This window comes from Mucilaginibacter sp. P2_D11, assembly GCF_056404435.1.
Map to the genome: position 1 here is coordinate 411,809 of NZ_JBFUEA010000003.1, position 23,703 is coordinate 435,511.

The 23,703-nt window shown below is 45.4% G+C and carries 19 protein-coding genes; 13 read left to right on the forward strand and 6 right to left on the reverse strand.

Features of this window, described 5'->3' with window-relative positions; translation table 11 throughout:
* The first annotated feature begins 11 nt into the window (after window positions 1–11).
* From AC1DXC_RS06600 to AC1DXC_RS06645, 10 genes are all read left to right on the forward strand, one after another.
* Window positions 12–725 carry a hypothetical protein gene (locus AC1DXC_RS06600; RefSeq protein WP_477458347.1) on the forward strand — a complete coding sequence of 238 codons (714 nt, stop codon included), beginning with the start codon at window positions 12–14 and terminating at the stop codon, window positions 723–725.
* A gap of 676 nt (window positions 726–1,401) precedes the next feature.
* Window positions 1,402–1,578: a lysozyme inhibitor LprI family protein gene (locus tag AC1DXC_RS06605; RefSeq protein ID WP_477458348.1), complete on the forward strand. Its 177-nt coding sequence runs from the start codon at window positions 1,402–1,404 to the stop codon at window positions 1,576–1,578.
* Window positions 1,579–2,135: 557 nt separating this feature from the next.
* Complete coding sequence (locus tag AC1DXC_RS06610; RefSeq protein WP_477458349.1) at window positions 2,136–5,732, forward strand: T9SS type B sorting domain-containing protein; 3,597 nt, start codon at window positions 2,136–2,138, stop codon at window positions 5,730–5,732.
* 176 nt (window positions 5,733–5,908) lie between these two features.
* Window positions 5,909–6,862 (forward strand): fibronectin type III domain-containing protein, encoded by a 954-nt coding sequence (locus AC1DXC_RS06615; RefSeq protein WP_477458350.1) that lies wholly within the window; start codon window positions 5,909–5,911, stop codon window positions 6,860–6,862.
* A 7-nt stretch (window positions 6,863–6,869) separates the two neighbouring features.
* Complete coding sequence (locus AC1DXC_RS06620) at window positions 6,870–7,373, forward strand: hypothetical protein (RefSeq protein ID WP_477458351.1); 504 nt, start codon at window positions 6,870–6,872, stop codon at window positions 7,371–7,373.
* A gap of 42 nt (window positions 7,374–7,415) precedes the next feature.
* Window positions 7,416–7,979: a toxin-antitoxin system YwqK family antitoxin gene (locus AC1DXC_RS06625; RefSeq protein WP_477458352.1), complete on the forward strand. Its 564-nt coding sequence runs from the start codon at window positions 7,416–7,418 to the stop codon at window positions 7,977–7,979.
* 9 nt (window positions 7,980–7,988) lie between these two features.
* Window positions 7,989–9,251 carry a hypothetical protein gene (locus AC1DXC_RS06630; RefSeq protein ID WP_477458353.1) on the forward strand — a complete coding sequence of 421 codons (1,263 nt, stop codon included), beginning with the start codon at window positions 7,989–7,991 and terminating at the stop codon, window positions 9,249–9,251.
* Window positions 9,252–9,253: 2 nt separating this feature from the next.
* Window positions 9,254–9,595, forward strand: a complete 342-nt coding sequence (locus tag AC1DXC_RS06635; protein WP_477458354.1) for a hypothetical protein — start codon at window positions 9,254–9,256, stop codon at window positions 9,593–9,595.
* Window positions 9,588–10,097 carry a PulJ/GspJ family protein gene (locus tag AC1DXC_RS06640; RefSeq protein WP_477458355.1) on the forward strand — a complete coding sequence of 170 codons (510 nt, stop codon included), beginning with the start codon at window positions 9,588–9,590 and terminating at the stop codon, window positions 10,095–10,097. The genes AC1DXC_RS06635 and AC1DXC_RS06640 overlap by 8 nt, the downstream gene beginning before the upstream one ends.
* The gene (locus tag AC1DXC_RS06645; RefSeq protein WP_477458356.1) at window positions 10,084–11,229 is read left to right on the forward strand and encodes a type II secretion system F family protein; all 1,146 of its coding nucleotides are present in this window, start codon (window positions 10,084–10,086) and stop codon (window positions 11,227–11,229) included. The genes AC1DXC_RS06640 and AC1DXC_RS06645 overlap by 14 nt, the downstream gene beginning before the upstream one ends.
* 6 nt (window positions 11,230–11,235) lie before the next feature.
* Here AC1DXC_RS06645 and AC1DXC_RS06650 read toward each other — a convergent pair whose 3' ends face one another.
* The 6 genes from AC1DXC_RS06650 to AC1DXC_RS06675 are packed head-to-tail and all read right to left on the reverse strand — an operon-like array spanning window position 11,236 to window position 17,298.
* Entirely contained in the window at window positions 11,236–11,760 is a 525-nt protein-coding gene (locus AC1DXC_RS06650; protein ID WP_477458357.1) for a hypothetical protein, read from the reverse strand.
* A gap of 2 nt (window positions 11,761–11,762) precedes the next feature.
* On the reverse strand, window positions 11,763–12,977 hold the full coding sequence (locus tag AC1DXC_RS06655; RefSeq protein ID WP_477458358.1) for a hypothetical protein: 1,215 nt from the start codon (window positions 12,975–12,977) through the stop codon (window positions 11,763–11,765).
* A gap of 3 nt (window positions 12,978–12,980) precedes the next feature.
* A complete protein-coding gene (locus AC1DXC_RS06660) occupies window positions 12,981–14,918 on the reverse strand; it encodes a type II secretion system protein GspD (protein WP_477458359.1) in 1,938 nt (645 codons plus the stop codon).
* 7 nt (window positions 14,919–14,925) lie between these two features.
* Entirely contained in the window at window positions 14,926–16,359 is a 1,434-nt protein-coding gene (locus AC1DXC_RS06665; protein ID WP_477458360.1) for a GspE/PulE family protein, read from the reverse strand.
* The gene (locus tag AC1DXC_RS06670) at window positions 16,356–16,877 is read right to left on the reverse strand and encodes a prepilin peptidase (protein ID WP_477458361.1); all 522 of its coding nucleotides are present in this window, start codon (window positions 16,875–16,877) and stop codon (window positions 16,356–16,358) included. Before AC1DXC_RS06670 ends, AC1DXC_RS06665 begins: the two co-directional genes overlap by 4 nt.
* A 1-nt stretch (window position 16,878) precedes the next feature.
* Entirely contained in the window at window positions 16,879–17,298 is a 420-nt protein-coding gene (locus AC1DXC_RS06675; protein ID WP_477458362.1) for a type IV pilin protein, read from the reverse strand.
* Window positions 17,299–17,687: 389 nt separating this feature from the next.
* Here AC1DXC_RS06675 and AC1DXC_RS06680 point away from each other — a divergent pair, with 389 nt between their 5' ends.
* From AC1DXC_RS06680 to AC1DXC_RS06690, 3 genes are all read left to right on the forward strand, one after another.
* Window positions 17,688–18,941: a hypothetical protein gene (locus tag AC1DXC_RS06680; protein WP_477458363.1), complete on the forward strand. Its 1,254-nt coding sequence runs from the start codon at window positions 17,688–17,690 to the stop codon at window positions 18,939–18,941.
* 128 nt (window positions 18,942–19,069) lie between these two features.
* Window positions 19,070–23,398: a DUF5977 domain-containing protein gene (locus AC1DXC_RS06685; RefSeq protein ID WP_477458364.1), complete on the forward strand. Its 4,329-nt coding sequence runs from the start codon at window positions 19,070–19,072 to the stop codon at window positions 23,396–23,398.
* On the forward strand, window positions 23,395–23,703 hold a 309-nt coding region (locus AC1DXC_RS06690; RefSeq protein ID WP_477458365.1), incomplete at its 3' end, for a hypothetical protein. The genes AC1DXC_RS06685 and AC1DXC_RS06690, both read left to right, overlap by 4 nt.

The window sequence follows — 23,703 nt, forward strand, 5'->3', positions numbered from 1 at the left end:
TAATATAAGTCATGATTAAGAAAAGAATTATTCTCACTTTGTTTTTAGTTTGTATAAATGTGATCTGTTTTGCTGCTAACATCCATTCGTTTACAATTGAAACAATGGAAGGAGCAAAAAAGAAAATTGATGTAAGTTACAGAATGGGCAGTGAAGGCTTAGCTATATCTTGCTCCACAGACAGGATTTATTTAGATTCATATAGCGCAACAAAGAGTATCGAAGTTCTTAAGCACAAGTTTTTGAAAATTACTTATAGCGACCTTGGAGGCACGAATATCGAAAGTGAAAAGACTGTGATTTTAACTGTGATAAAAGACAAAATAATTATCTGTGCTTACTTTACAACATTTTATAAAGTGGATTCAATAAATAAGATTAGCTTGTCGCAAACAAAGCTGAAACTGAATATTGAAAATAACAAAGGTTATATTCTGATAGCTAATAGTAATGAATATGTAGGAGATACAACAGATGTTAGTAATAGTGCCGGTAAATTAGATACATTAACCTTTGACAGAAAAAATTACGTGTTTCGTACGGGATATAAATATCTATCAAAAAGATTCAATGTTTATGATCCCAAAACAGATGAACAAATACGCCTGTTAGTGACTGGAAAAATTCCGGTGATTGACTTACTTGGATTTAAATTTGACTATATATATGGTCAATGGTATCAAGAGGATACGAAAGGTAATTTATATAAATGCACCTTTAGATAGGGAGTTAAAAAGAATGCAAATTAAGGTGGATAAGTTTGATTGCAGCCGGATTAAAGCTTTTAAAGCATCATGAAGTTTGGGTTGGAGGCGATGTTTACACGGATCCCCATGGCCATAAAACTGTAGGTTATGGGCATAAGGTTCGACCATGTGAGAAATGGGGTTATAACTCATGCAGAGGATCTTGCCCTTTTGGCTAAGGATGCCCAAGCCACTGCTGCTATTGTAAATAAGTACATTACAGTAAAATTGCGTTTGGCTCAATTTCCCGTAGGCCCTGATCGTTTTCTCCAATACGGATTTAATAAAGGACATTAATCGAGGGAGACTTGATCTTGTTACTCATGATTTTAAGAAATGGACAGATCATGGAGCTCCGTATGCAATTAGAAGAGCAGAAGATAACATTACGTTGTTTAATACCGGGGTTTGTACTTATCGTTAAATTTAATAAATATTAAGATGAAAAAAAACATTTTCTTTATCGCTTTATTCTTCATCAGTTTCAATGCAGTGTGTCAAATTAAACAAGATACGACTTGTTTTGGAGCAAATTCCAAAACTGAATACTATAAATGTCTTTCAAACCAATACCTGAATAGAAATCAGCAATTAAATAAGATTTATAAATCCATTTAAATATGCTCTTAAAAAAAATCTTTCGAGTTCTATCAACGTGTTAAAAGAGTCTCAGCGAAGTTGGATTGTTTTTAGAGATAGGTATAGTAAAGTATACGAAGATTTATATAAAGGGGGAACAATGATGCCTATCTCAGTGCTTGAGTGCCAGATAAAAACGACAAACTATAGAATTGAAGAGCTGAATGAACTATACAATGATTTAAATAGGTAACTTAAACATGTACCTCGACAACCGCAAATTAGACGATTTGAGACTGCTAATCAGGGGAGGCCACCAAATCACTACCCTTCACGATGGGAAGTAAGAAAGGCTAAATAAATACAAATTTGTTGCTCTGCCCTTGTTGGTGTTCTGGCCGTTGTTGTGACTTATGACCAACAACTAAAGCGCGGGGCGTAACTATTGCAGGTTCCACGTTGGCCCGGATTTGTAATCGCAGACCAAATAATAGCAGGATCTGCTATCCCGGGTATTACGGCATACCTCAAGGCTTGTAGTTATACTGCTCTTTGAAATATCCTCGGTTGGCGCAGGTATGCAGCTTAGGGCAGGCGCGGGAGGCTACTTGTGCCTCGCATTCAAGGTAAACTCGACTCATCCAGATGCCTATGCATGGCAGCGGAAAACAGGTGAGGAATTAGGACGGCGTTGTTAATGAAATTTATCGATCGTACAAGCTCCATAATTAATAATATTAATCTATCAGGTTTTTAATTGCCCGCAGTGAAGAAAAATCAATTACCCTTTAAAAAACTTTGCTTTATTTTATGTTGATACGGGTCGCCAGGTTAGTTTTAGTATTATTAGCAATATCTTTTATCTCATTAACCTCGTACGGGCAGGATATCGACTTCCATATCAATGCACATTTCTTAGCAGGTAAAAAAATACTCAAGCTAAAACGGGATTTTGGCGACCCATATGTATGGATACTTGCAGAAAACAATGGGGTGTACCGTATCAATAGCCTTACAAAAGCGGTTGAAGACCTGACAGCTGCATTTTCTGCATACAACGGTTTGCAGTTTATTGATATTGCCGGTTATAGCCAGGCGGAGGTATTCATAGCCACCAACACAAGCGTTATCGGGTACAAAAACGGCCAGGTGAAAGAAGTTGCTACTCAAGAGGCCTTGAAAGGCGAAATAACTTCTATCGGGCTTACCAATGATGTTGGTGTTTTTGGTCCCGGGATATTGCTGATCGGGACCACGCATGGTTTGGGCCGATATGAAGTTGCATCTGCCACACTCAGTTACTATACTTATGCTCTTTATTTTGAGCCGGTAAAGATATTCACAAGTACGTACAGAGGCACCATGCTTACCGATGAAAATGTCCCGTACTGGAACACAGCCGCTTATCCAGTATTATTTTCCCAGCAGTATAATGCTTATAGTTACTATATCCTGGATCTGGTGGAAAGCGGTGGTAAAATCAATACGGCCTTTTATGTACCCGGGGGGATATTAAATCCGATTAGATATGGGGGCAGTTTTATTTGGGGGAATGAATATGGGCTATACCAGGAAAGCATGGGCTACAATGGTGGCTTCGACCCGTTGAGCTTTCATCATTTTTTAGATAATGTTAACGTTAACAAAATAACCGACATTTTGGGGTTGACCAGTTTTTACAGCGCTTATGATCCAATCATATCAAAAGATAATTTATTGGTAGGTACCGACAATGGCCTGTATTTCAGCAGTTCGCTCTCTTTTAATTTTTTTGAACACGGAGTGGCGACATTCGTTATGTATCATTATGATGCGCTTGGGAACGTTAAGGTGAATGACGTATGTGTGAATGCAACCGGAAGATCTGTAGATGACATTGCTACCAGCTGCGAGAATGGCGTTTGGGTGGCCACAGATGATGGCCTATACCTGCTCGACCCTGATTTTTTAAAGAATTTTGATACCAGCCAATTGGTAAAAGCACTTACTGTTGACAACCCGTTGAGCGACCCGCTAACTACCTTGGACCTTTGCAGCGGCAATACCATGAAAATGCAGCTGAACGGCAATTATACCCAGGGGAATACGATACAATGGCGTAAAGACGGTAAAGACATCGTTGGTGAAACAGGTGCGTCGTTAACTGTTAGCGAAGCCGGGAATTATTCCGCTATCTTTTACTCATCCTGCAGCAATGTCCATCTCGAAACCAATCACATCCAGGTCAAAACCATCCCGGGCCCGGTATTCGCATTTGATTACCCCGATAAGCTGCAACGCTGTAGCAGTGACCCTATAACCCTGCAAACGGATAATAACCCCATTTACCAGTACCGCTGGTACCGGGATGGTGTTTTAAATAACGAGACATCATCAAGTTTAAAAGTGTACCAAAGCGGTAAATACAAAGTAGAGGTAAGCGCCTGTACCGATACCTGGGTGGCATCAAAAGAAGTGGAGGTAGACCTGATAGACTTGCCCACACCCCAGGTAACCTCCGCAAAAAACACTTATTGTGAGGGCGATGAGGCCACCGTGTCTATCGATATCCCCGCAGACCCTGCGTACACCATCAACTGGTATAAAAATGGAAATTTAATAGCAGGGGATAAAGACCTGACAAGCATTAAGGCCACCGCAGACGGCGACTATTCGGTTGCACTGACAAGTACTATAGCAGATTGCTCGCGGCAGTCGCTGCCATTTAAATTAACATTCATCTCTGCCCCGGTATTCACTTTTAATTACCAGGAGAAACTGCAATTCTGCGATGTAGCATCAACAACGCTAAAAGTAGATGACAACCCCATTTACCAGTACCGCTGGTATAAGGACGGTACACTTACCGGCGATATTACATCGACATTGAACGTTACCAAAACCGGCAAGTATAAAGTTGAATTAAGCGCATGTACGGGTAGTTGGGTAGCATCAAAAGAGGTTCAGGTTGATCTGGTCCATCTGCCTGTCCCGGAGGTTACAGTCGACAAGCCAATATACTGTGCGGGTGCAGAGGCAAACCTTTCCCTCAACATACCCGCCGATGCCGCTTATACCATTAACTGGTACAAAAATGGTAATTTGATAGTTGCGGATAAGGATATGACAGCTATAAAGGCTACTACCGATGGTAGCTATTCGGTAGTGATCAGTAGCACGGTAGCTGATTGCGCAAAACCATCGCAGCCTGTGCAGGTGGCTTTTACTCCCGCGCCTGTGTTTACTTTTAACTATCCTAATGAATTAAGGTACTGCGATGGTACGCCCGTAACACTGCAGGTCACGGGCCCGGCTGCATATCAATACCGTTGGTATAAAGACGGTGTATTAACAGGAGATGTTACAGCCGCCCTCGCCATCACAAAAACAGGCAGGTATATGGTTGAAGTGAGTTCCTGCGAAGGCTCGTGGGTGCCGTCCAAAGCGGTGCAGGTTGAGCTGGTTAAATTACCGGTACCCGTTATCACAACTGATAAACCTGCTTTTTGTGTCGGTGGCGATGCTAAGCTGTCAATCGCCACGCCGGTCAGTTCCGGCTATACCATCAACTGGTATAATGGCGGTACTTTGATAAACAGCAACACCAACCTTAGCGCATTAACCACCAACATCGGCGGCAATTATTCAGTATCCATTACCAGCAATAACGCAAACAGCGATGGCAGTTTTTGTTCACAGGAATCTGCCGTTAAAACTATTGTATTCAGCCCGCCGCCAACCGTTAGCGTCGAGGAAATAGTGACGACCACACTATGCGCGGGGCAGCTCATCGACCTGAAGGCAACCTACAACGGCGGTACAGTAAAATGGTCAACCGGGGAAACAACCGACAAGATCAGTGTGAGTGCTGCGGGCAGTTATAAAGCAACCGTTACCTCAGTTGCAGGATGTACAGCTGAAGCCAGTATTGATGTGTCGTTGTTACCGTTGCCGGTGTTCACCATGGAAAATACCAGTATTTGCTCATTCAAACAGCAAACGGTTACCTTAACAGCGCCGTCAGGGTTTTCGGCCTACGCCTGGAATGGCGTTTCGGGCAACCAAACCTACGATGTCACCAGGCCGCAAACCGTGAGTTTAACCGTTACCGATGCCAATGGTTGCCAGGCAACCCGGCAGATAGTTGTTGCCGACCAATGCCCGCAGGTAATTATCCCAAATACCTTCACGCCCAACGGCGATGGGGTAAATGACACCTGGGCCATAGCAGGGTTAGAGAGCGACCCTACGGCCACCGTAAAGGTTTTCAACCGCAATGGCATTGAGGTGTACGAAAGCAGGGGTTACGAAACAAACTGGAACGGCCAATACCACAGTAAAAAACTGCCAGCGGGTGTTTACTATTATATCATTACGGCAAAAAATAGCGCTGAGAAATTTAGCGGCTACGTTACGATGCTATATTAAACCTACTGCTCCTTAAGGCTGATTAAATGGGATATAAGGGATGAATAATATTTCAAAAAATGAAAAATGACCGGCATATTGACATTCAATTTCTCACCGCATTTTTCAAGTTAATTTTCAAATATTAATTCAACGTATAACCATCTACACTAGTTTTTTGCTTATTTTAGCGTTAAATGACAGCTAAACCTTTTCGCTACATATTGTTTGCATTATTGCTCCTTAGCCTGGCATCTTGCAAGGATTTCATTGAACCATCTATAGATAAACGCGAAGTGAAATTGCTTGCGCCAGGAGCGCATTACCAAAGCAAAAGCTACACGGTGAATTTCTGGTGGGATGAAGTAGAGGATGCCTTAACCTATCGCTTGCAGATCGTCACCCCCCAGTTCGATACCATCGGCGCACTTATTGCAGATACGGTCGTCAATAAAAATCAACTGGCCCTGAGCCTGGCACCGGGGCAATACCAATGGCGGGTGAGGGCGGAGAACGGCAGTTCGCAAACGGCGTATAGCGCTGCGGGGAGTTTCGAGGTGCTGTATTCATCCATCAAGCAGCAATCGGTGCAGTTGAGCGCACCAGGCAATAACGCGCTCACCAACCAAAGTGCCGTAACTTTTCAATGGGGCAGCATGTTCGGGGCAACCCGGTACCGCCTGCAGGTAGATACCAACAGTTTTGCGGATGAGAGCAAGATTATCTATAACCAGCCGATTGCTGCACAGCAATACACTTTTACTTTCCCTAAAGACCAGCTATACCAATGGCGGGTAAGGGCGGAGAACGATACGGCGCAATCCTTATGGTCATCCACGAGGAATATCCGTTCAGACCATATCCCGCCTGCACAGGTAAGCCTGACTTCGCCGGGTAAGGGCGAAGTCGTCGCGTTGCCGGCAAGCCTGCAATGGGGTGCCATGGTTACCGCCTCGTCATATAAGCTATACGTATTAAAGGCAGATTCTACTTCGGCATACAACGCAAGCTATCCGATGATTGTTGGCGGCCTCAGCAGCAATTTCAATTTGGGCAACTCAGGCGATCGTGTATATTGGAAGGTAAGCGCGCTCGATGCTGCGGGCAATGAAGGGCAGGCGAGCGTAATGCGTAGTTTTGTTATCAAATAAAAGGGTCATGAAAAACAAGCCGCTTACCTATGTGCTCCTTTTGGTGGTCGTCGTTGTTTGGGGGATGATCATCTACCGGGTGTTTGTTGCGGTAAGCGCAAACGACGGGGCTGATTTACTGCAGCCCATAGCAGTGGCCGACAAAAAAGAAACGCCTAATGATTATGCGCCGGTGAAAGACACCACCAAATTGATGCTTAACTACCGCGACCCTTTCGGGGCTGCAGAAGACAAAGATACGGCGGTGATTGCCGTGAATAAATTGATCAAGACGCCTTCGGTGGTTGCGAGGCCATTCGTGCCGCCCGTCAACTGGGGTTTTATCCGCTATTCCGGCTATATCATCAGCACGGGTTCGAAAAAGCCCCTCGCGATGCTGAACATCAATGGCAGAAATTTTACCTTAGCGGAAGGCGAGACATCGGAAAGTGTAAAGCTACTCAGGAATGCGAAAGATTCGGTGAAGGTAGGTTTCCAGGGTAAGACCAAATTTATCAAAATCAGTCAATAGGATATGTACAGGTATGTGATAGTGATTATATTTTGTTGCTGGATGCAGGGCGCATTTTCGCAAAACCTGCCCGGTTTTGGGGCGAACCGTATCCGGATAAACGAGGCAGACAGGAGCCTGCTTTTTGAAGTAGAGCCAGTGGGAGATGATATCGATGTTAAAACAGACCTCTTATATTTTTGGTACAGCGCGAACAGGATACATACCACGCAAGGTGGTTACAGCGGTAAATTATTGAACGGTTCATACGCCGAATTCTACCCCAACAAGAATATAAAAGAGCAGGGTGCTTTTAAAAACGGGCTAAAAAACGGCCTGTGGAAAGAGTGGACCGAAGGCGGGCTGCTGGTGCAGTCGACCACCTGGAAAAATGGTATCAAGTCCGGGGATTTCAGCAAGTTCGATGCCAACGGTTCATTAGCACAGCAAGGGAAATACCTTAAAGGGCAACTGGACGGGTACCTTTACGATCATTACGGCAAAGACTCGGTCGGCGTAATTTATTATAAAAAAGGCGTGCCGACAAAGAAGCCCACCCCGTTCATTAAGAAGCTTTTCGCCCATAAAAGGCATCAACGCGATACGGTAAAAACAGCAGGCCAGTAATTAAAAACGATGATAAGGGCATCCGCTTTATACATGGTCATCATTATCGCATTGGTCATCGCTGTACTATGTTCTGCCGTTATCGTTGCAGGGTACTTCTACCGCGCGCAATATCAAAGCAGCTTCCGTAATTCCAAACTACAGCTTAACCTGGCATCCGCTACCAATATCCTGCTGGCCGATACCGCGAATACCTACCAGGAGGAAAGCACGTTCGGCCTGTTCAATGAGGCCGATGATTCAGTTTCGGTGCAGCGCAAGCCATGGGGCATCTTCGATGTAGGCATTGCCAAAGCATTCAAGCAAGGCGACACCGTTTATAACGCCTTCACGATTGCAGATGCCATCGATACCGCCAAATGGGTCGCGCTTTACGTACCCGATGAAGACAGGCCGTTATCGGTCAGCGGCAAGGCTTTTATCCGGGGGACTGCATCCATCCCTAAGGCGGGTATCCGGGAGGCCTATGTAGACGGCAACGGTTACGAGGGCGATAAACATCTCGTTATCGGAAGGATAACAAACAGCGGAAGAGAGTTGCCCCCATTGAACCCTAAGCGGCTTAAGCTACTCGACAACACTACTGATTTAGCTATAAAGGCCAATACATGGGTGCCGCGGGAGGATTCGATCAAAAACTCGTTCCTTCAGCCGGTACGTTATCTATATCTGGGCAAAAACGCCGCAACGCTGCATGATATCGATATCGAAGGAAACATTATCATATCCTCTGATACGACGTTGACGATAGACGCGTCTACATCGCTTCGTAACGTAATCATCAGGGCTCCCGGCATCGTCATCAACAGCGGCTTTCATGGCAACGCGCAATTCTTCGCCACCGATTCCATCAGCGTAGGCGAACGCTGCGTTTTTGACTATCCATCCTGTCTGGCAGTACTGAAGCGAAGCCCATTGGAAAAAGGACGCGCGCTTATCAGCATCGGCAACCATACCGTTGTAAACGGCACTGTAGCCGCATGGCAGGAATTTAAGGCATCTTTACTGCCCCTAATCAAAATGGGGGATAATGTTTCGGTGAAAGGGCAGGTGTACTCGCTGGGGATTGTTTCCTATAAAAATAACAACCTTGTTTATGGCAGTATATTCACAGGGCGCTTCCTTTATCAGAATAATTTTTCCGCTTATGAGAATTACCTTATCGGCAATACGGTGGATGCCAAAAAGCTCTCCCCTTACTATTTAAGCAGTATGCTACTGCCTTCCATGTCAAGTAAAAACAAAGTATTGCAATGGCTCGAAAGAAAGTAAGGATGATGCTGAACGCTTCCAGCCTGGTCGAAGCCGTAATCGCGATGGTCGTGATTGTTATCGTGTTCGGTATCGCTTTAATCGTCATAACCAATGTAACGCGTTCCTCACTGAGCGTAACCAAGGCAACTGCCCAAAAAGTCCTCGATAAAGCGATCGCCGATGTTGAGCGGACGAAAGATTTGACCCCGGCCAAATCCACGTTCAGCATAGACGGATTAGCCATCGATCAGCAAATACTTCCTTATTGGAAAAACCCGGCTTTAACCGAAGTTCAGCTATCGGCCCGGAATGAGAAAGGCGACACCATTCTAACGATGCGGAAGGTGCTGATAGATGAATAGAGTAAGACTGAAGGCATACACCATTCTCGAAATCACGATAGCGATGATCGTATCGGCGATAGTCATCTCTATCACTTATACGGTATTCGGTATCGTCAGCAATGCTTATAATCAATACCGGCAAGACCAGCAAGGCGTGCTGGAGCTTACGCAACTGGACAGGCTGCTCAAGAAAGATTTTGCCATGGCGCAGCATATCGTCAAAGAGCCGGACAGCCTGGTTTTTGCAGGCCGGGACAGGCGGGCGGTCTATGCATTTTCCCCAACCTTTATCATTCGTACGTCCGGTATCACCGACACATTCAAGGTCAGTACGCAAAATATCGATTTCAGCTTCAAAGGTTTGCCCATCGGACAAACGGATGGGCCGCAATCAGGCACCGCCCTCATCGACGGATTATCGTTCGATCTGGTTTACAAAAGCCGCACGATACCGTATATTTACCATAAGCAATATAGTTCCGAAGACCTTATGACCGATACAGCCAATGCCATCCATTAACATCAACCGGTATCAGCAGGCCAAAAAGCCGGATAGCCAAAAGACTTCTGCGACCGGCATTATCGAATTGCTGAACAAGGATATCTCTTTTGGGAGCAAAGAGCTGGCGGATAAAAAGAAAGAATATCTATACCTCGAATTAAGTTCGCTGCTGATAGCCGGTATCAACTTAAAAAGCAGCCTGGAACTCATTACTGCCGACCAGGAAAAAGAAAAAGACAAACTCCTGTTCGGTACCATACTTTCCGAAGTCACCAATGGCTCTTCGCTTTCGGGCAGCTTAAAGAAAAGCGGGCGTTTTTCCGCTTACGAGGTGTTCAGCCTGCAGATAGGCGAGGAGTCGGGCAAGCTGCACGAGGTATTGCAGGACCTCGCCAAATATTTCCAGAATAAGATCAAGCAACGGCGCAAGATCGTATCTGCGCTTACCTATCCCTGCATCGTGTTGCTTACCTCATTCAGCGCGGTATTTTTCATGCTCAAATTCGTAGTGCCGATGTTCGGCGATGTATTTATCCGTTTTGGTGGCAAGCTCCCATACGTTACCGAAAAGATTATCAGTATATCGCAGGCGCTGGAAAATAATTTCCTGGGGTTCGTGCTTATTGTTGCTTTGATTGCAGCAGGCATCTTTGCTGTCAGAAAGACCGATAAGTTCAGGGAAGTTGCTTCTAAAATGCTTTTAAAAGTACCGGTCATTGGCAATCTGGTGCAAAAGATTTATCTTGCCCGTTTCTGCAATTCCATGCGCCTGCTGATCAATGCTAAACTGCCTTTGTTGCAGGCTATCGCGCTGATCAGACAGATGATCGAATACTATCCTATCGAGTCATCGCTCGGCTTGATCGAGCAGGATATCATGAACGGTAAGCCGCTTTATCAAAGCCTGCAGCAGTACAAGATATATCCGGCCAAAATGGTGCAGCTGGTAAAGGTGGGCGAGGAGACCAATCAATTAGATTATTTTTTTGCGAAAATATCCGAGCAATACGTAGAGGAAGTGGAATATAAGACCTCTACGCTCAGCAGCGCTATGGAGCCGTTGATCATTATCTTCCTGGGTATCATCGTCGGGGGGATACTCATCGCCATGTACCTGCCGCTTTTCCAGATGAGCAATAGTTTCCAATAATATTGCCTATCGCCGTATCGCTGCAATATACACCTGCATCACGAGCGGCTTGTTCTTTGAGGACTGGCGTTGGGTCGGCATTTTCAGCGTAACCGAACGGACTAAGCCGATTCCCTGTAACGCATATAATTTTTGAGCCGTCATCATCAAAGCCGAGTAAGAACCTTCAAGTACGAGTTGCTGCATAATCAAACGCTCATCCGGCGAACCGACATCGGGTAGCGGTACGGAAGTTACCTTGACTTTTCCTTCGGCGGCTACCGATGCTATCCTATCGATGATGTCGCTTCTGAAATTTGCCGTATCGGCGGAATAAGATTTGACGAGCTTGCTTAAGTTGTCGTTTTTCCTTTCGAGGTAGGCAGGCTGGTAGCTCAGGTCGCCCGCATTGTTCAATTGCGTTTTCAAACGATTGTTCAGTTGCCAGGCTTCCACAGTTTTTTTCAATGCCAGTTGGTAGCAAATGAACAGCAAAGCCGCTGACAGGATCCATAACCCGTATTTGTTCTTGATAAAAAAAGCCTTCATCATATTCAGTAATCTATCGAAACGGTGAACTTTCCAGTCTCTTCTTCATTATCGAATAAGTAGCTTTCCATCCGGATGCTTTTTACCCAGGGTCTCAATTTAGCGCGCGCTATCCATTCGTTCACAGGAAGTATATTGGCTGAGCTTCCTGTAATGGTGATATGCCTTTGGGTAAAACGCATTGCCCGCTGCGTTTTTAAAGCCGCTGCATCCGGCGGGTCGATACTGACCGATTCCCAACTGACATTTGCGGGTAATAATTGGGCAAGCTGGTCTATGAATATCGTTTTATTGGGTACGCCATCCCAGCCCAGATCTTTTAAAAGCAGCTCATTCTGTTTAATGGCATCGTTTATATTTTCGGTCTGGCTGCTGGTTTGGGTATTGCGGCTTACACTTTGCGCGAGTTCCTGATTGGAAGAATTGAGCGAGAAAAAAACAAAAAAGTTGAGCATCAACAATAAAAAGATGCCGCCCAGCAATACGGCAAGCCTTGCACGGAACTTTTTTTCCAACAGCGTATCCTGTAGTTTGTTTTCCAGTTCAGGGGCATCGGCCCGTATCGGCAGTAATTGCCCGGATAAAAGCAACTGGAAAGCAGCCGCGTAAGCCAGCACTAATTTTTCATCCAGTGGTTCGTTTTCAGCTTTGATCAGGAATGGCGACACGGCCTCCGCTGTATACTTGTAGCCGAGCCATATGCCATCTTTATTGCGCCGGAGCGAATGGCCGTTGAAATCGAACGTTTCGCCGTAGACATTGAGCTGATTGATAATATGTTCGACAGGGAAAGGGCCAAGGCACAACATCAGGGGCTTGTAGCCTGCCTCCATGATTATTTTTAGCCATTTATCCGCTTCTGAGCGGCGTATCACCGCTATATGGGAATTATCCCCGCTGATAAAATCCTGCACGTAGAAATCGTCGATATCCGCATTAGTCAGCACTTCCGAAAAATTGTCCTTATCGGTAGGGCCGCGTTTCATCAATTGTTTTATCAGGATACCTTTGCCGGTTATGACCACCGCCGCGATTGTTGCCGTTGAATTATCAATCTGTTCTTTTAAAGAAGCAAGGCCCACCGCCTTTCCCTTGAAATCCAGCCGGTCTTTATGCAACTCCAGGCCACATACCGCGAAAGTAGCATTCCCATCATTCCCGATGTGGATATGGATGCCGGTTGCTTTCTGTATCCTGTAATATGGTCCTAATATGTCCACCGGTTACCTAATTATTGTTGCCTTTATAAATACCAGCGTTACTACCTTGGACCTGGTTTTGCTTTTACTACTAAAAATATACTTCAAAATGGGAATACGTGAAAGCAAGGGTATCCCTGATGAATTTTCGGAGTTCTCCGTTCGTTCGATGCCGCCCAGAACGATCATATCCTCATTGTGCGCCCGAATCGTAGACTCGAATTTACTCGTCGATTTTGGGGGAGGCGAGCCATCAGTGGGAATGGCTGTGAAATCTGAGATATCGATATTGATGCCTAAGGTCACCTGGTCATCACCCGAAACCATCGGACGGATTTTTATGGTGAGGTTTGCGTCCGATTCCTTGTACTCGTTTGTAAAAACGGAGGTATTGGTGGCTGCAGAAGGATATAAATTTTGGGTGACGTTTTTATAAAAAACACTATTACCGATACTTAGCGAAGCTGTGTGCCCGTTTAATGTGGCCAGTTTTGGAACCGAACGCACATCAACGTTGTTATTATCTTCAAGGGCTTTTATCTTCAAATAAAAACTCGGTACTACATGTCCAAGGTTAACAGAAAAAACGCCTCCAACTTTGTTTAGAAAATCGTTAACCGATCCTGAGCTGAAAGTGTAATCGAGACCTGGAAGGACCGACCCTCCGGTTTTTACGCTATCTGCCGTACCAATCGCGAGGCCTGTTGCTACCCGCCTGGTTTTACGCACATCAATAAGTATTACCTCTATCAGGATTTGGGGCACCAGTACGTCTATTTGCTTGATCAGAGAGGCAATTTCTTCTATCTGCGGCTTCGAGCCCGACAATATCAACGTATTCTGCTCGCGGAATTCTTTTATTTCCACGCCGCGCTTCCATTCTGCGGGCACCATTGCCAAAACCGTGTCTATGGACCTGTTCTGCAGCATCACTACCTTATGGCTGCGCAGGCCTTCCAGTTTCCGGTCGCCGATCAGATAAACCCCTTCTGCCTGGTTGAAGGTGTAATCGGTCCCCTTGAATATCAGGTTCAGAAAATTCTCGTACGTCAGGTCGTTGGCGTTGATCGTATTGATCGTGCCTTTGATGTCCGAGTACACGAAATAGCTTTTGCCCATTTCCTGCGATGCCGACCTCACGAGTTCTGCTATGCCCGAGTTGGCTGAACTTACGGAAATGAGTTTTTGTCCGCCGACGGTCTGCACGGACAAGCCAAGGTTGCCGGCTGGCGCATTATTGATGGGCTTGAATATCCTTTTGACATCGGTTTTTCGGTCGCCGTTGACGTACAATTGCTCGTTATCGTCCAAAGGCTGGAAAAGGTAAAAGCTGTCATTGGTTTTTACCATCTTCAGTTCGTTGGAGAAAGCCAGCTTATCCATCGCCACATCGAAGCTCGCACCGGATATGAATGCAGTCACCATTTTCCCTTGCAGGCCTGGTGGGACGATGATGTTTTTGCCCGACAGCATCGTGATTTTTTTGGCGACAGCCGTCAGGCTATCATTGCTTAAATCCATGCTCAATGCATTGTCCAGGTCCCTGTAACGGATGTTTATCTCTTTGGCCCTCGGTCGCAACACGACGAGTTGTTCCTGATGAGCTTTGATGACTAGTATGATGCCAGTAGCACTGATATCCAGGTTGTATTGCTGGGCCAGCAGGAGGAGGATATTGCTGGCGGTAACATCGCTGAAAGTATTATTTACGGTGAAATTTACAGAGGGGTCGATATGGAAGCTGATATTATTTGCCCTGCCGATTGCCCGTAAATAATCCTGGGCGGGTACGCCGGAAATAGACAGCTGTACCTTTTTGTTCAAGCCTGGTATAACCTGCGAAAGGCTGTCTAAGGTATTTTGAATTTGCTGCAGGCGCTGGTTGTTTTGCTGCGCGAAACCCCTGGACGGGAACAGCAATGCAAGGCTTATGATAATAATTAAAGTAAGTTTTCTGTACATAAGCCGGTTAAAAATTAAATAATAAAGGGTAAATCTCTTCTAAGGAGGTATCGCCGTCCTTAAAAAGCGCAAAGGCGTTCTCTGCCAGTGTTTTTATGCCACGACTTTCAAGCCTGTCCGCAATATACATGTTGCCGTCTTTTACATCCAACGCCAGTTCGCGGTCGATGGGGATCACTTCGTAAACGGCCTTTCGTCCTTTATAACCCGTAAAATAACATCGTTCGCAACCATTCGGGATATGCTGCACCGGCACGCTCGAATAGGGCTTGAATTGTTTCGGATACAAATCGTCTGTCATCGCTGCGCTTTGTTTGCAATGCGGGCAAAGCAAACGGATCAGGCGCTGGGCTACAGTGGTATTCAGCGTGCTGGCCACTAAAAAAGGAGGGATGCCCATATCGATCAAACGGGATACGGTACCCCATGCGGAATTGGTATGTATGGTGGAAAGCACCAGGTGCCCGGTAAGCGCCGCTCGGATGGCCATATTAGCGGTTTCGACATCGCGGATTTCGCCCACCATGATCACGTCCGGATCCTGGCGCAAAAAAGTACGGAGGGCGGCTGCGAAGCCCAGGCCGATGGATTCTTTAAGCTGTACCTGGTTGATACCCTCGAGCGTATATTCAACCGGGTCTTCTATGGTCAGGATATTGCGGGTTTCTTTATTGAGCAATTTAAGTGTGGCATAAAGCGTCGTGGTCTTCCCGGATCCTGTCGGCCCACTGATCAGTAGGATACCGTTGGGGCGGCGGGCACCCTGCAGGTAATTATCCAGGTCGAAATCGGAAAGCCCAAGCTGTTTAAGGTCGATGTCAGCGGCATCATTATTTAATAATCGGAGCACCACCTTTTCGCCGAATAGTGTAGGCAGCACGGATACCCGGATATCGAATTTATATTGCTGATAGGCGTAATTAATGCGCCCATCCTGCGGCAGCCTTTTCTCGGCAATATCCAGGTTCGATAGTATCTTTATTTTATTGATCAATGCGGGGTAGTCGTCTTTCTTCAAAAGGTAACGCTCTACCATCATGCCGTCAATACGCATCCTTACCCGGCATTTCTGCTCGTAAGTTTCGATATGGATATCGCTGCTTTTTAGGTTCTTTGCTTCGCGGATCAGGTTAAGCAAAAAATTATCGGCATCCTGGCCGGTATGCAGCGATGCATTCGATTGCTGTGCACTGTCTTTAATATAATAAGTGGAGAGCAGCCTGTTGATATCCGATGGAGGCAGGTATTCCAGGTGTATATCGCAATCCAACAAAATCTCAAGTTCAGCTTGTAATTCGGCTGCCGAGCTGCCTTCTTCGCAATAAAGATACAAGCCGTTACCGGTTTTTTCTTTGGGCAAGACGCGGTAGTGCCAAGCCTGTTCTTTACTAAGCAGGTGTATGTTTTCGGTCAGGAGCGTGATGTCGGTCATTACTTTCATATCCCCGCCAATTTAATGAACCACAAATCGCTGGTGACGTCGAAGGGCGATGTCCAGCTGATGACGAGCAGCCCGCCCAACAGCAAAGCCTGGCAACCTGCGAAAGGGATGAATTTCGATTTGACCCGAAATACCAGCTGGTAGATAATCCAGGAAAGCAGTATCGCTATGCTGCTTGCGATGAAGAACAACATATAATTCAGCAGGGGTAGGTAAAAGGCCAGGCATGCTAAAAAAAGCACGTCGGCCCAGCCGAGCATCTCATCCGTGATCCATATCCATTTCCGATACCGTACAGAAATATACAACGACACCATCGCTAGCATAAAAAAAAGGCAAATCAAGGGCCCGGCAACTTCCGTCAATATCCTTGAAAAATCCCAATGCGGAGTAAACCGGAGGATTGCGAATAAAGCGGCTAATACCGGGAACAATGGCCAGGCAATACTGCGGCTCTTTATATCCTGCACAAACATGATGACCAATATAATAAGGGTAACGATCTTGGCAGCCTGCACATCAATCCGGGGTTACTTCTTTGATATTCTTATCCTGGTCTATCTCCCACACGTTGAAGGTGCCATTCCCGTTGAAGTCGACCACGGCGGTTGCTTTCGCAGTAAATCCGGTCGTAGTCGCATTGGTAATTTCCAGGCGGTAATTAGCGTGCCCGTCCTTGCTGTCGGTCGTCAGTTTTTCCTGCAGGAAACCGATGTCCGTAAGGCTATTCGAGTATTTGGAATGTTCGTAATAATAGCTTTTCTCCAGTTTCTGAATATATTCCAATTGTAGCTTGGCTTCTGTGCTTTTCGCTTTGGTGATAAGCGGCAAAAGATTGGGCAGGGCAAGGAACACGAGGATGCCGATGATGCAGAGTACCACCAGGATTTCGGTTAGCGTATAGGCTTTAAGGCGTTTTTGTAACAAATGTTTAGGCATGGCCAATAATGAACCACTAATCTAACCATTAGGTTGTTCAACTCCAAAAATAAAATCATTTATAGTTTTAGTAGGTAGCCGTTAAACGAAAATTATCATGCCCGATATTGCGTCAAGTAGAATAATTCGTTGCATTTGTGCTGAATGGTTATAAAGCGCTCCTTTTTTTAAATTTTGCGAAATATTTCAATTTATGATTTTGAAATATTAAAATCTTATTTCTATATTAGAAAACCAATTCTGACAACCTTATTACACAATAAAATGTACAAAATACCGCTCAACAAAAACTGTACTTAATATCCGGCTATCATACTATTTAATTCTTAATAATGGAGTTAAATACTTGCCTGTTTATAACCATATTTCTATCTCAACCTTATTACATCATGAAAAAAATCCTGTTTTTAGTTTACGCCTTTGCCGCCATTTTTTCAACTGCATTCGCCCAAAACTCAAATCCCTGGCCTACTACGGGTAACGTTGGAATCGCAACGACATCGCCAACCCATTCATTAACGCTGGGCTCAACATCAACCGGTGTTGCTTTGTACAAAACATCCGACCAGGCTACCAACTACGAACGGCTGATCGCTCAATTGCAGGGCAGTACATACACCATCGGGTCATATTACGGAGGAACCGGCACCCAAGCTCGTTCCATCCAGATCGGGGTAATGCCTACTGCTGGAGCGACCACGCTTGCATCCGGAAGAATTTTAACAATAAACGGTAGCTCCGGCACCACAGCGGGCGTTTTCGATTTTTTCAATTCGACTGGCATAGCCGGGTCGGTGGTGACTTTGAATACTCATATTTCAGGCGTTTCCGTACAGCAAAACATGCTGGCTATACAAGGCACGGTCAATCAGGCCGCCGGCTCTACATCAGGATACAAGGCACTTTTCATTTCCCCTTATATACTGAACACCGGAAATGGGAGCAAATATCTGATCGATGCCGGCACAAACTCGGCGGCAAGCGCGGCAGGAACGCATACTTCTAAATTTGTTCTAACGTCAGACGGGAATGTAGGCATCGGCACAGGCAGCCCGGTTTCCGCTCTTACACTTGCCGGTACAGGCAACGCTAATCCAAATATCGGCGCGGAGGTTGATTATGCTGGCGAAAACCTTACTTTTCAAAGCTATACTACTGGGCAGGCTTATACGCTTGGCAGTATTAAAATGTCTCAACCCTCTAATTATTACATCGACCGGGGCGATATGGTGATTTCTACCGCTAATGGCGGAGGTGTTGTTACTGAAAAAATGAGGATTGCCGCCAACGGCTTTGTTGGAATAGGCACCGCCCTGCCAAAGGAAGCTTTATCAGTAAACGGTAATATCCGGTCTAAACAAGTGTTGGTAGAAACCGCTAACTGGCCAGACTATGTTTTCGCCGCATCCTATAAACTTCCGAGCCTTTCAGAGTTGAAAACCTTTATCGATAAAAACCAGCACCTGCCGGATGTACCCTCAGAGGTTGATGTTCTGAAGGATGGCCAAAACTTAGGGGAGATGAACAAGCTGTTATTGAAGAAAGTGGAAGAGTTGACACTTTACGTGATAGAGAAGGATAAAGAGATGAAGGATCTGCAAAAGCGTTTGGAAAAATTAGAGCAACTGATCAACCACAATTAATTCAACGATTGTTTTCTAAACTTAAGAACAAATAAATGCTTCTTTTTAAAAAAACTACAAGGTTTGTTTTATTGTTTTGCCTCGCTGTTTTGGCAGTCGGGCAAGCTGCTTTCAGCCAAGCAAATCAATTGAAAAAGGTTTTAATGCCATCGCCCGAGGTGCAGGCATTTCAAAAATATGGAGACATTCCGGTAAGCACGTATAACGGCATCCCTAGTATCTCGATTCCCATATATACCATTCAATCGCATGATATTTCTGTGCCCATTTCTTTAAGCTACCATGCTTCCGGCATCAAAGTAAATGAGAATGCAAGCCGGGTCGGATTAGGCTGGGTGCTTAATGCCGGTGGCGTTATTTCAAGAAATGTGGTTGGCTTCGATGATTTTCAGGGGGGGCACTATCTGAACGCCCGTACCACCCGAACACCTATCCCTGATTTCGTAAACGGCGTGGGGCCGGCGTTTAGCCAGTTTGACTTTTGGAACCATCCCGGCGGTTACCCCGTATGCCAAGTGCCTATATTCAACAAAACGAGTGGAAACAGCACTCTTCAGAATCTCGATTACCGTGCGTTGTTGGATAAGACCCAAATGGATAACACCAACCTTGCCGATTTTCAGCCTGATCAATTTTATTATAACGCAGGCTCCCTGAACGGCAAATTTATCATTAAGCATAATGGGGAGGTCGTAATCCAAAATCAGGAAAAAATTAAGATTGCCTTCGCAAACAACGATGCCACATCCTGGACGATAACCGGGCAGGATGGAACCATATATACGTTCGCCAAGTACGAAGAAAGCTATAATCCCAGCGATGGCACCGGGTATATGTTCAAAACTGCCTGGCAGCTTACCAACATAACTTCGCCAAAAGGCAACCAGGTGAATTTTTATTATACAACACTACAGGGCCAGTTGCAGCCATCGAGCTCCTACAGCGAGTCAAAGGAATTGTTTAAAACGTGCCCAGGACATGAAGACCAGACCTATTTAGGAGCATCGCTGCCCGAATATCACACCGCTGTATTCGGTAATATTTATACACTGCAGGTATTAGATCACATAGATTACGACAACGGCCGAGTAAGTTTTACTTACACGGATGATAGAGTAGATTTAACAGGCGAAAAGAAATTAGTAAGTATTTCAATATTCAATAAAGATAATCAAGGAAATCTGAATAGCTTACCCACAAAAAAAGTCGTTTTCAATTACAGTTATTTTGTGTCGCCGGGAGGGAACAACACGTATGCAACAAGCACAGGAGGAGACCCGCTAAGGCGCCTTAAGCTTGAAAGCGTAGTTGAAAATGGTTATTACGGCGGTAAAATAGTTCCGGGCAGCCCATATGTGTTTAGTTATTTTGAAGGGAATAACAACAACTTGCCACCCAAAACCTCGTTTGCCGTCGACCATTGGGGCTATTATAACGGACGGGGTCAGAACACGTCCTTTTTACCAAGTTACAGCGGCGCTTCGGGCAATACCATCCAAACCTACAACCCGGGGCCTCCGGGTCCGGAGCGCGAGCCCGATACATCTTTCGTACGTGCCGGATCGCTTTACAAGATACAGTATCCCACAGGCGGCACCACTGAATTTCAGTTCGAGGCGAATGATTTTGATGATACCAAATCAATCAGCAACGATAATTCGCTATATACCAATCAAACGGCACTGGCTTCACAGACAGCCAGTTTTACCTACTATGCAGATACCCATCAGGTCATAGGCTCTAACGTGTTGGATATGAGCAAGGAGTATGTAGACGGAATGGGCAACATTGTACCCGGGAAACTTAATTGTTCATTTAGGCTGTCCGGTGGCCAAGGTGTGATAAACTCGTTGCAACAGAACCTGATGTACATTTCGGTAAAAAATGCTTCGGGGTCTGAGGTACTGCATATAGACCCGGCCAATTATACACAAACACCGCAATTTCTGGGAGGACCGTATTATACTTATTCTACAGGTTCGTCTGTTATCTCCCTGAATAATGTTCCGCTAAACCTTTCTCCCGGCGTTTATACATGGGAAGCCTACAGCACGACGACGAATTATGCCGTGTATTTAATGGATATCCACAGCATCTTTACCTGGACAACCAGGATCAATTATGATTTGAGCAACAGCAATTCCAACAGTCCCACCGCCTATTTGGCTGGCGGAGGCATGCGCGTAAAAAGGGTAATTGATCATGATGGAATTAATCCAGATAGGATAAAAAGGTTCATTTATCATTATACTGCCATGGGGGCTGACAATCAGTTGCATGAGTATTCTTACGGAAAACGAATGTCTAAACCACAATATACTTTCTGGCAGCCAGCATATGATTGGTTTTATGAGACCACAGCGATGGGGATACACTTTGATTGGTCAGCGTGGTTCGATCATATGGTACGCAGTTCTGAAAGCGACATTAGCCTTAGTGGGTCAGGAGCAGGGGCTGTAGTAGCCTATGATAAAGTAGTGGTATTGAACGGAGAGAACGGGGAGAACGGGAAAAGCGAATACACGTACATCAACGAACCGGATTATGTGCCCGGCTATGTGAATAGCAACTACGTGCAAGAAAAACCACCCTATAATTCCAATTTACCAAATACGTCCAACGGTTCTCTACTTAAACAAATAGATTACATAAATGAGGCAGGCAATTTCAAAAAGGTAAAAGAAATTACAAATTATTATGCATCGATGCAAACACTTGAAAACGAAGTGTTCGCATGGGAAAGGCGCGATGGTCTTTGGCATTATTATTTAGACGGTGCGCAAACTAGCCAGATTAATAATGGACCTGGTCCCTGCGAAGATATGGAGTTGTTGGCCTACCGCGCGATGGTATCCAAGTTCACTTATCTGCTATCAACTGAAGAAAAGTTATATGATCCTGGCGACACGACCAGGGCCATTACCACCTTGACCTATAACTTCCACGATAATAACAAACACCTTTTAACCACGCGCACGGTAAAAGTAAATAGCAAAGGCGAAAAAGTAACCAGTAATATTACCTATCCACTGGATTATTCAACGGCGAACAGCAGCAAATATATGTCCCAGGGAATAGAGGCTTTGAAAACGAAGAATATTATCGGTGCACCTATCGAAACCTATACAACCATTACAAATGCCGACAATTCCAATTCCCGTGTCACGAATGCAATTTTGCTATCCTACAACCAGTATACGGCTTTCCCCGATACCGTTTTTCAAACGCAGTCGGTAACGCCGCTTACCTCGTTCGCAAGATTAAAAGACACGACATATGTTAAAAATACCGCCTATAAGCCGCTGATTGTTTTTGATGGCTATGATACCAGGGGCAATATTATCCAGCAGCATAAAGTAGATGATGTAAATCATAACTACCTATGGGCTTACAATGGCAGTTTCCCGATAGCTGAAATGATTGGCAGCAGCTCCGTAAACACGATTGCTTATACTTCATTCGAAGAACCTGGCGGATACGGCAATACTACCGGTAATTTTCTTTACACGGGCCCAACAACATTCGACCCAACCAGCCCAACCGGCAAATACTGCTATAGCCTTGCCGGCGGCTCGGTCTCTGCCTTGTCTTCCGTTATATCCACAAGTACCTATATCGTTTCTTACTGGACCAAAAATAGCACCGCTTATACTATTACAGGGACAATATCCGGCTACCCTAAGCAAGGGAAAATATTAAACGGATGGACTTATTTTGAACACAAAATAACGGGCGTAACATCCATAACCCTAAGCGGATCGGGCCTGGTTGATGAGTTGCGGCTGTACCCCGATGGCGCTTTGATGACTACCTATGCTTTTGACCCATCTGCAGGTATGACAGAATCTATGGATGCTAAAGGCCTGGTAAATCATTTTGAATATGACGGGCTGATGAGGCTTCAAAATATCAAAGACCAGTACGGAAACATTGTAAAAAATTACCAGTATAACTATTATAGTGCTGCATACGGAAATGCTGCAAAAGATAGTTCTTACACAAGGAACAATTGCCCGGCAAATACTACCCCCGGCGCGCCTGTTTTGGTGTCAATACCCGCTAACAAGTATTATGCCTATAGTACAAGCGCAGCAAATGCTGCGGCGCAGGCAGATCTGGATTATAACGCCCAAAATTACGCCAATGCTAATTGCAGCTGCACCACAACTTCGGTTACCGTTACCTTGACAAATTCTACAGGGGTTAGCGGTTTCCAGGCCTATTTCTCGGGGTATAACAGTTTCGCCTTCCCTGCCAACGGTACCACAACCATAACCGTACCGGCGGGCACCTATAATATTACCATTAACCCGATCAACGCTCCTACAACCCGGAAGTTTACCTTGTCCAGTTCTTCCACGGGCGGCAGCACCGTCGTAACGGCACCGGGTACCACCTTCAGCAGCATTGCTGTTAATACAGGAGTGAATAACGTTTTAACCATACAGGCGCCGTGAGAACCGTAAATAAAGTAACCCGGCGTTGCCTTTGTTTAATAAACCTGTCGCTGTTATCCACCGCCGGGTTTTCGCAAACGCGCACTGCGGCTTCGTCTGCGGCAAATACCACGGGTACGTTTTACCATGAAACCAGTATTACTCTATCCAACGGTTTTTCCACAGCATCGGGCGGCAAATTCCTTGCTTACATTACCCCATTGGATTGCGTTCCGCTGGTAAATAACTTCAGCCGCAACCAGAATTATATAATTAGCACGGTGCCGCAGATAAGCGGGATAACAGATGCCAGCCAGTTTACAGGG